Origin of the sequence: Micrococcus sp. KRD012 (genome assembly GCF_017168555.1) — a bacterium.
Taxonomy (GTDB): Bacteria; Actinomycetota; Actinomycetes; order Actinomycetales; family Micrococcaceae; genus Micrococcus; species Micrococcus luteus.
Genome location: NZ_JABFBB010000024.1, coordinates 73,479 through 82,427, shown reverse-complemented (window position 1 = coordinate 82,427; position 8,949 = coordinate 73,479). Strand labels below are relative to the sequence as shown.

At 74.4% G+C, this 8,949-nt stretch carries 8 protein-coding genes; all 8 read right to left on the bottom strand.

Annotated elements, in window-relative coordinates; translation table 11 throughout:
* Positions 1–263: 263 nt before the first annotated feature.
* Positions 264–1,541, bottom strand: a complete 1,278-nt coding sequence (gene eno / locus J1M37_RS10300) for a phosphopyruvate hydratase (RefSeq protein WP_060974053.1) — start codon at positions 1,539–1,541, stop codon at positions 264–266.
* 177 nt (positions 1,542–1,718) lie between these two features.
* Positions 1,719–2,525, bottom strand: coding sequence for a MazG nucleotide pyrophosphohydrolase domain-containing protein (locus tag J1M37_RS10295; RefSeq protein WP_049145518.1), 807 nt, complete (start codon positions 2,523–2,525; stop codon positions 1,719–1,721).
* 7 nt (positions 2,526–2,532) lie between these two features.
* The gene (locus J1M37_RS10290) at positions 2,533–3,744 is read right to left on the bottom strand and encodes an adenosine deaminase (RefSeq protein WP_041102916.1); all 1,212 of its coding nucleotides are present in this window, start codon (positions 3,742–3,744) and stop codon (positions 2,533–2,535) included.
* A 24-nt stretch (positions 3,745–3,768) separates the two neighbouring features.
* Positions 3,769–4,416 (bottom strand): DedA family protein, encoded by a 648-nt coding sequence (locus J1M37_RS10285; RefSeq protein ID WP_113913983.1) that lies wholly within the window; start codon positions 4,414–4,416, stop codon positions 3,769–3,771.
* A gap of 4 nt (positions 4,417–4,420) precedes the next feature.
* Positions 4,421–5,755 (bottom strand): thymidine phosphorylase, encoded by a 1,335-nt coding sequence (locus tag J1M37_RS10280; protein WP_206452573.1) that lies wholly within the window; start codon positions 5,753–5,755, stop codon positions 4,421–4,423.
* Between the two features lie 74 nt (positions 5,756–5,829).
* Complete coding sequence (locus J1M37_RS10275) at positions 5,830–6,261, bottom strand: cytidine deaminase (RefSeq protein ID WP_010079337.1); 432 nt, start codon at positions 6,259–6,261, stop codon at positions 5,830–5,832.
* A 2-nt stretch (positions 6,262–6,263) separates the two neighbouring features.
* A complete protein-coding gene (locus J1M37_RS10270) occupies positions 6,264–7,571 on the bottom strand; it encodes an ABC transporter permease (RefSeq protein WP_095347466.1) in 1,308 nt (435 codons plus the stop codon).
* On the bottom strand, positions 7,568–8,949 hold a 1,382-nt coding region (locus J1M37_RS10265; protein ID WP_206452572.1), incomplete at its 5' end, for an ABC transporter permease. The genes J1M37_RS10270 and J1M37_RS10265, both read right to left, overlap by 4 nt.

Here is an 8,949-nt window from a genome sequence, read left to right as displayed (position 1 = left end):
GGTCGGCGTGGGCGCGTCCGCCTCCGGGGAGGCCGTCGTCGGGGCCGCCGGGGCCGCGACGGCGGTCCGGCGCGGGGCGCCCGTCGTCGGGTCGACACGGGGCACGCGGGGGCGGCGCGGACTCATCGCGGACTCCTTCGGACGCGTGGTGGGGACCCTCACAGCCTACTGCCCGCCCCTGGCAGGGTCCTGGCCGCCCCCGGGACGGGCACGGGCCCGCCCGGAGGGATCCGGGCGGGCCCGCGCGTCGTCGTCGGGGACGGTCAGCCGCGGAAGCGCGGGAAGGCGGAGCGGCCCGCGTAGACGGCGGCGTCGGCCAGGTCCTCCTCGATGCGCAGCAGCTGGTTGTACTTGGCCACGCGGTCCGAGCGGGCCGGGGCGCCGGTCTTGATCTGGCCGGCGTTGGTGGCCACCGCGAGGTCCGCGATGAACGTGTCCTCGGTCTCGCCCGAGCGGTGCGAGATCATGCAGTGGAACATGTGGCGCTGGGCCAGGGCGATCGCGTCGAAGGTCTCGGTCAGGGAGCCGATCTGGTTGACCTTCACGAGCAGGGCGTTGCCGGCCTTCTCGTCGATGCCGCGCTGCAGCCGCTCCACGTTGGTGACGAACAGGTCGTCGCCCACCAGCTGGACGCGATCGCCCAGCTGCGCGGTCAGGTGCTGCCAGCCGTCCCAGTCGTCCTCGTCGAGCGGGTCCTCGATGGAGACGATCGGGTAGTTGTCCACCAGCTCGGTGTAGTAGGCGGCCATCTCCTCGGCGGAGCGCTGCTGGCCCTCGAAGGTGTAGGAGCCCTTGTCGAAGAACTCGGAGGAGGCGACGTCCAGCGCCAGCGCGATGTCCTCGCCCAGGCGGTAGCCGGCCTTCGTCACGGCCTCGGCGATGAGGTCCAGGGCGGCGCGGTTGGACTCCAGGGACGGGGCGAACCCGCCCTCGTCGCCCAGGCCGGTGGACAGGCCCTTCTCCTGCAGCACGGTCTTCAGGGCGTGGTAGACCTCGGTGCCCCAGCGCAGGGCCTCGCGGAAGGACGGGGCGCCGATCGGGGCGATCATGAACTCCTGGATGTCCACGTTGGAGTCCGCGTGGGCGCCGCCGTTGAGGATGTTCATCATCGGCACGGGCAGCACGTGGGCGTTCGGGCCGCCCAGGTACTTGTAGAGCATGAGGTCGGAGGCCTGCGCGGCGGCCGCGGCGACGGCCATGGACACGCCCAGGATCGCGTTCGCGCCCAGCGTGCCCTTGTTGGGGGTGCCGTCCAGGTCCCGCATCGCGCGGTCCACGGCGCGCTGGTCCGCGGCGAACTCGCCCTCGAGCTCCTCCGCGATGCCCTCGACGGCGGCGACGGCGTCCAGCACGCCCTTGCCGCCGTAGCGCTTCTTGTCCCCGTCACGGCGCTCGACCGCCTCGAACTCGCCGGTGGACGCGCCCGAGGGCACGGCCGCGCGGCCCAGGGAGCCGTCGGTGAGCAGGACCTCCACCTCGACGGTGGGGTTGCCGCGCGAGTCGAGGATCTCGCGAGCGTGGATGGCGTCGATCAGGGCCATGGACGGGTCTCCTTCAATCGAAGTCGGAAGTCGTGCCCGCGGCGTGGACACGGCCTCAGCCTAGCGGGGACCTCAGGTTCCAGGCGGCCGCGCGCCGGCGACAAGACCGCCGTTCCCCCCGGCTGCGATGTCGCTGGGGCGCGGTCGGGGCGGCGGCCGGGCCGGCGCGGCGCCGCGTCAGCCGGACGGACGCAGCGCCGACCAGTCCCCCGCACGCACCCGGGCCACCGTGGTGCGCAGGGCCCGTTCGGGGTCCAGCCCCGCCGCCCGGGCCCGGAACACCAGCGCGAACAGCTCCGCCCCGAGCGCGGCCTCGTCCGGCCACCCCACCGCCGGGCGCTCCCCCGCCTCGGCGGCCGGCGCGGGGACATGCGCGGCGAGCGGGTCCGGCTCCTGCCGGGCCGCGCGGTCGACCACCTTCGCGGCGGCGGCCAGCGCCGGCAGCCGGGCCGGGATGTCGCCGACGTCGAGGCCCGGTCCGGTGCCGCCGTCGTCGTGGGCCGGGGCGGCGGACGAGAGCCCCGCGGCGGCCCGCTCCTGCGCCTTGACCCGCTCCCAGGCCAGCTCGACGGCCTCGGGCGTGACGGCGGCGAGCTCCTCGGCCGGGCGCAGGCCGCCCTCGGGGGTGAGCACGAGCGGGTTGCGCCGGATCATCTTGGCGGTGAGGGCGTCGGCGGCGTCGTCCAGGCGGAACCCGGCCGTCTCCGCCGGGGCGCCCGGCGCCCGGGAGACGGCGGCGTGCAGGACCACCTGGAACAGGACGTCCCCGAGCTCGGCGGCCAGGGCGGGGTACGCGCCGTCGGCCCGACGCGCGGGCACGTCGGCCCATGCGGCGGCGTCGCGGGACTCGATCTCCGCCACCGCCTCGTACGCCTCCTCCACGAGGTACTCGGCGAGGTCGGCGTGGGTGAGCGCGGCCGTCCAGGGGCAGTGGTCGCGCAGGGCCTCGACCACCGCCACCAGACGGTCCACACTCGCGCTCACGGGCGGATCAGTCGTCCTCGTCCTCGTCGTCCAGCTCTTCGAGGACCGGGCCGACGGCGTCGCCGGAGATGACCTCGCCCCAGCCGGCCACGAGGATCTCGGCGAGGTCCTCGCGCTCGTCCACGGACAGGAAGGCGGCCTCGGCGGCGTTGAGCTGCAGGTCCAGCAGCTCGGAGAGCGAGTAGCCGAAGGTCTCGGCGAGCAGGTAGAGCTCGTCGGTCAGGGACACGTCCGAGACGAGCCGGTTGTCCGTGTTCACTGTGACGCGGAAGCCGAGCTGCACGAGCAGGTCGATGGGATGGCCCGCGATGCCCGCCGCGGCGTCCACCGCGCCGGTCTGCAGGTTCGAGGACGGGCAGACCTCCAAGGCGATCTGCCGGTCCCGCACCCACGCGGCGGTCTCGCCCAGGTCCACGATGCCGGTCAGCTCGTCCAGCTGCTCGCCGTCCTCGTCCACGCCGCCGTACTCCACCGAGATGTCCTCGGCCAGGCGCACGCCGTGGCCCAGACGCAGGGCGCGGCCGTCCACGAGGGCCGAGCGGACGGAGTCCAGGCCGTCGCCCTCGCCCGCGTGCACGGTGACGGGCAGGTGGTGGGCGGCCAGCCACGTGAAGGTGTCGGCGAAGCGGGAGGGCGGGAACCCGGCCTCGGCGCCCGCGATGTCGAAGCCCACGACGCCGGCCTCGCGGTGGCGCACGGCCAGCTCGGCGATCTCCTGGGCCCGGTCGGCGTGCCGCATCGCGGTGACCAGCTGGCCCACGCGGATCACGTGGCCCGCGGCGTCGGCGGCCTCGACCGCCTCGTCCAGGCCGGCCTGCACGGCCTCGACGGCCTCGTCCAGGCTCAGCCCGCCGGCCAGGTGCTGCTCGGGGGCCCAGCGGATCTCGCCGTAGATGACGCCGTCGGCGACCAGGTCCTCGACGAACTCGCGGGCCACGCGGCGCAGCTGCTCGCGGGTCTGCATCACGGCGGTGGTCAGGGCGAAGACCTGCAGGTACTTCTCGAGGGACTCGCCGTTGGCGTGCTCGGCGATCCACTCGGCCAGGCCCTCGACGGTGTCCGCGGGGACCTCGACGCCGGCCTCGCGGGCCAGGTCGAGGACGGTGCCCACGCGCAGGCCCCCGTCGAGGTGGTCATGGAGGGAGACCTTGGGCAGGACGGCCAGGTCGACCTCGAGCGGGGAGGGGGATGCGGTGTCCGGAAGCTGCGTCGTCGTCACGGGCGTCACTCTACGGCAGGGCGCTCAGCGCAGGGCCTCCTGCTCGGCCAGGGTGAGGCCCTTCACCCCGGCCCCCAGCCGGCGGCGCAGCAGGGCCTTGAGCAGCCGGTCCAGCAGCAGGCCCACGAGCGCGGCACCCGTCACGGAGACGGCGATCTGCAGCACCGGGTTCTCCAGCCAGCCTGCGGTCAGGCGCGCGATCATGATCGAGTACGCGGCCCAGCTGGCCGTGGAGAGCAGGTCCAGCCCCACGAACCGCACCGGAGGATAACGGGTGGCGCCGGCCGTGAGGTTCAGGGCCACGCGGCCGCCGGGGATGAACCGAGCGGTGAACAGCAGCAGCGCGCCGTGGCTGTGCAGGTGGTGACGGGCGACCTCGACCGTGGCCCGCACCCGCCGCAGCCGCATCCACCGGAACCGCTCCACGCCCACGGCACGGCCGATCGCGTACGCGGCCACGTCCCCCAGGAACGCGCCCGCGAAGCCGACCCCCCACAGCGCCCACAGGGAGAACGGATGCCCGTCGCGGACGATCGCGCCGAGGGCCACCAGCACCGACTCCGACGGGAAGACCGGCACGATGCCGTCGAGCAGGCACAGCAGCAGCGTCAGCGGCAGAACCCACCACTGCGCGGAGGCGTGGAGGATCGCCCCCTCGAGCCACGCGAGCATCCGGTCAGCCGATCCGGTCCAGGATCACGGAGCGCTCGCGCAAGGCCCGGGCGGCGTCGTCGTCGAGCTCGCCGACGGCCCAGCCGCCGGCGAGCGCGGCCTTCGCCCGCTCGAAGCGCTCCGGCGTGTCCGTGTGCAGGGTCAGCACCTTCTGGCCCCGGGCCACGCGCTCGCCGGGGCGCACGTGCACCTCGACGCCGGCCGCGGCCTGGACGGCCTGGCCCTGCCGCTCCCGCCCGGCGCCGAGGCGCCACGCGGCCAGGCCCACGGCCATCGCGTCCAGCTCGGTGAGGACGCCGTCCGTCTCCGCGACGACGTCCTCGGTGTGGGCCGCCGTCGGGAGGGCCGCGCGCGGGTCGCCGCCCTGGGCCTCGATCATCCGGTTCCACACGTCCATCGCCCGGCCGTTGGCCAGGTGCTCGGCCGGGTCCACGTCCGTGACCCCGGCGCCGGCGAGCATCGCGGCGGCGAGCGCCACGGTGAGCTCCACGACGTCGGCCGGGCCGCCGCCGGCGAGCACCTCCACCGACTCGCGGACCTCGAGGGCGTTGCCGGCCGTCCGGCCCAGGGGCACGGACATGTCCGTGAGCAGCGCCGAGGTGTCCACCCCGGCGTCCCGGCCGAGGTCCACCATGGTCCGGGCCAGCTCGCGGGCGGACGCCTCGTCCTTCATGAACGCGCCCGAGCCGCACTTGACGTCCAGCACGAGGGCGCCGGTGCCCTCGGCGATCTTCTTGGACATGATCGAGGAGGCGATCAGCGGGATGGCCTCCACCGTGCCGGTGACGTCGCGCAGGGCGTACAGGCGCTTGTCCGCCGGGGCCAGGCCCGAGCCGGCGGCGCAGATCACGGCGCCCACCTCGGAGAGCTGGCGCAGCATCGCCTCGTTGCTGAGGTCGGCCCGCCACCCGGGGATCGCCTCGAGCTTGTCCAGGGTGCCGCCGGTGTGGCCGAGGCCGCGGCCGGACAGCTGCGGCACCGCCACCCCGAAGGAGGCCACGAGCGGGGCCAGCGGCAGGGTGATCTTGTCCCCCACGCCGCCGGTGGAGTGCTTGTCCGCGGTGGCCAGGGGGCGGCCGTCCGGGGTGGTGAGCCCGCCGAAGTCCATGCGCTCGCCCGAGGCGATCATCGCGTCCGTCCAGCGGGCGATCTCAGCGCGGTCCATGCCGTTGAGCAGGATCGCCATGGCCAGGGCGGACATCTGCTCGTCCGCCACCACGCCGCGGGTGTACGCGTCCACCACCCAGTCGATCTGCTCGGGGGCCAGCGTCCCCCGGTCCCGCTTGGTGCGGATCACCTCGACGGCGTCGAAGGGCTCGGCCTGCGGCTGCGCGGTCATGGGGGTCTCCTCGGAGGACGGCTGCGACGGTCAGCCTCCGACTCTAGCGAGCGGGCCCGGGAGCGCGCCGCAGGTCAGGGACGGTCCGCCCGCTCCAGGTCGGCCGGGCCGAAGGCGTCCGGCAGCACCGCGTCGATCCCCCGCTCCCCCGCCGGGGTGAGCAGCACGAGCCCGGGGGCGCGGAACTCGTACAGCAGCTGGCGGCACCGCCCGCAGGGCATGGTGAGCACGCCCTCGCCGTCCACGCACACGAACGCGGCCAGTCGGCCGCCCCCGCCCATGCGCAGGTCGGCCAGCAGCGCGCACTCGGCGCACAGGGTCAGCCCGTAGGACGCGTTCTCGATGTTGCAGCCCGAGACGAGGCGGCCGTCGTCGGTGAGCGCGGCGGCGCCCACCCGGAACCCCGAGTAGGGAACGTAGGCGTGCTCCGTGGCGGCCAGGGCCGCGGCCCGCAGCCGGTCCCAGTCCACGCGCGGCGCCGTCGTCGTGTGCTGCCCGTCCGCCACGGCTACTCCTTCACGTACGGCACGCCCGAGGCGGCCGGGCCGCGCGAGCGGCCCACGAGGCCGGCCACGGCGAACACCGTGACGAGGTACGGGAGCATCGCCATGAACTGGCTCGGCACCGGGGTGCCGAGGATCGCCAGGACGTACTGCATGTTGGTGGCGAAGCCGAACAGCAGCGCCGCGAAGAACGCGCCGATCGGGTTCCAGCGGCCGAAGATCACGGCCGCGAGCGCGATGAAGCCCTGGCCCGCCGTCATCTCCTTGGTGAAGGACGACGCGGAGACGAGCGTGAAGAACGCCCCGCCCATGCCGGCCACCGCGCCGCCCAGCAGGACGGCGGCGTACCGCGTGCGGTTCACGTCGATGCCCACGGTGTCCGCGGCCTTGGGGTGCTCGCCCACGGCGCGCACGCGCAGGCCCCAGCGGGTGCGGAACAGGGCGAACCACAGCGCGATGACGAGCAGGTACATCGCGTAGCCCAGGATCGTCTGGTTGAACAGGATGGGCCCGAGCACGGGGATGTCCGCCAGACCCGGGATCCGCAGGTTCGGGAAGTGCGGCGGCGCGTTGAGCTCGGTGTCCCCGCCCGTGAGGACGGTGGAGTACAGGAAGCTCGTCAGGCCGGCCACGAGCACGTTGAGCACGACGCCGACGATCACCTGGTTGACCAGGTACTTGATCGAGAACACGGCGAGCAGCCAGGACACGAGGACGCCGGCCACGATCGCGGCGGCCAGGCCCGCCCAGGGCGAGCCGGTGGCGGTGCCGACGACGGCGGCCGTGAACGCGCCCGCCAGCAGCTGACCCTCGATCGCGATGTTCACCACGCCCGAGCGCTCGGCCAGGATGCCGGCCATCGAGCCGAAGATCAGCGGGACGGCCAGCGCGAACGAGCCGGCGATCAGGCCGGTGAGGAACACGGTGGTGTTGTCCGCCGAGCCGATCACCCAGATGAGGAACGCGGCCACGAAGGCGACGGCGAACAGGGCCGCGGCCCAGCCGGGGGTGCGCCCCGAGCGCAGGGTCGCCAGCCAGGCCACCGCGGTCAGCACCGCCATGAGCCCGACGAGCAGCCAGCCCCCCAGCACGGGGTCGGCGGTCAGGTCCGGGAGTACGACGGCGTCGGACGCGTTGGAGAGTCGGAAGGTCGCCGCCGCCTCGGGGGCGCCGAGGGCGAAGACGGCCAGGGCCAGCAGGGTCAGGATCGTCAGGGCGATCGGGGTGGTCCAGTGCCGGACCACGACCCGGGCGGGCTCGGCGGCCTCGGGGCGGACGACGTCGGCGTGGGGCCGGGCGGCGGTCGCGCTCATCGGGCGTCCCCCTTCTGCTCGTGCGGGCGGTGGGTCGGGGCCGTGTCCGTGGGTGCAGTGGTCGGAGCCTGCGGGTCCGCGACGGCGGCGGCCGCGGCCTCCTGGACGCCCGTGGACGGGGCGGTGGCGTGGCCGGCGGCACCGGTCAGCGCGGCGCCGGCCACGGCGGGCTGGGTCACGGGGTCGGCGGCGCGGCGGGCACGGGCGGCGCCCGGGGCGGGCAGCCGGAAGATCGCACGCACCAGCGGCGGGGCCGCGATGAGCAGCACGATCACGGACTGCACCACGAGGACGATGTCGACCGGCACCCCGGTCTCGGTCTGCATGGTCACGCCGCCGGCGCGCAGGGCGCCGAAGAGCAGGCCCGCGAACAGCACGCCCACCGGGTGGGACCGGCCGAGCAGGGCCACCGTGATCGCGTCGAAGCCGAAGGACCCGGCCACGGAGGTGTTCAGCGTGCTCTCCGTGCCGGCGACGTGGGTGGCGCCGGCCAGGCCGGCGAGGCCGCCGGAGATCGCCATGGCGGCCAGGTAGGAGCCCTTGACGGAGATGCCGGCCGTGCGGGCGGCGTCCGGGTTGGCGCCCACGGCCCGCAGGCGGAAGCCGAGGGTGGAGCGCTGCATCAGCCACCACGTGAAGAGCACGGCCAGCAGCGCGACGAAGAAGCCCCAGTGCAGCCGGAAGTCGGTCCCCAGCAGCCGCGGGAACATGGCGGAGCGGTCCAGCGGCGCGGACACCGGGTTCGTGGTGCCGGGCGCCCGCAGGACGGGGGTGTTCAACAGGTAGGCGAGCAGGTTCACCGCCACGTAGTTGAGCATGATCGTGAGGATCACCTCGTGCGCGCCCGTCCAGGCCTTGAGCACGCCGACGACGGAGCCCCACAGCACGCCGCCGAGCACGCCCATCACGACGACGAGCAGCAGGTGCACGCCGGCCGGCAGGTGCAGGTGCACGCCGAACCACGTGGCGAACATGGCGCCGAAGATGAACTGACCCTGGCCGCCGATGTTGAACAGGCCCGCCCGGAAGGCGATGGCGATGCCCAGCGAGATGATGATCAGCGGGGTCGCCACGGTGAGGGTCTCGGTGAGCGGGTAGAGCATGCCCGTCGCGTCCGAGGCCCGGTAGTTGAAGACGGCGCCGCGGAACAGGGCCGCGAAGGCTCCGGCGAACGCGGCCCAGGCGGCGGAGAGCAGGTCGCCCGGGCGGGCGAAGAAGTAGCCGGCGGCGTCGCGGACGTCCTCGTCCACGGCGATGATCAGCAGGCCGGAGATCAGCAGGGACAGCAGGATCGCCAGGGCGGTGACCGTGCCGTTGCCCGAGAGGATCCGGCGCAGGGCGGAGTCGGCGGGGGCGGGCCGAGCGGCCGCGTCGGACG